The organism is Sphingopyxis sp. BSNA05 (genome assembly GCF_013265645.1).
In the GTDB taxonomy this organism is placed as follows: Bacteria; Pseudomonadota; Alphaproteobacteria; order Sphingomonadales; family Sphingomonadaceae; genus Parasphingorhabdus.
Window position 1 is genome coordinate 1 of the sequence record NZ_PYIA01000057.1, and the last position, 597, is coordinate 597.

General features: G+C 58.0%; 1 pseudogene. It reads left to right on the plus strand.

Features of this window, described 5'->3' with window-relative positions:
* Window positions 1-77: 77 nt before the first annotated feature.
* Window positions 78-597: pseudogene (locus tag C8024_RS06395) on the plus strand (DUF808 family protein); the annotation flags it as partial.

A 597-nucleotide genomic window follows, 5' to 3' on the forward strand; every position in this document is an offset into this window, starting at 1 on the left:
AGCGAAGCAATCCAGTGCGGCGCGCGGGGCACTAGATTGCCGCGTCGCTGCGCTCCTCGCAATGACGGGGGCAAATAATGCCAACAGGATTAGTAGCCCTACTCGACGACGTCGCAGCCATTGCGAAAGTCGCTGCCGCGTCGATTGACGATATCGGTGTCGCCGCAACGCGTGCCGGCACGAAATCCGCTGGTGTGGTGATCGACGATGCGGCGGTTACGCGACCTATGTCACCGGTTTTGATCCGTCGCGCGAATTGCCGATGATCTGGAAAATCACCAAGGGATCGTTCAAGAACAAACTGGTCTTTTTGCTACCCGCAGCGGTCCTATTGGGGCAATTTGCGCCCTTTTTGATACCGATCATCCTCATTTTCGGCGGATTGTTCCTCTGTTACGAAGCGGCCGAGAAGGTCCTGGAATTTTTCCACGTCGACGAGTCCACAAAGCATGAGCAGCCCGCGATTATCGAGGGGCCGGGGCGCGAGAAAGAGATGGTCTCGGGCGCGATCCGTACCGACCTGATCCTGTCCGGCGAGATCATGGCTATCGCGCTGTCCGAACTGACCGACCAGGTCTGGTGGGAACAGGCGATCAT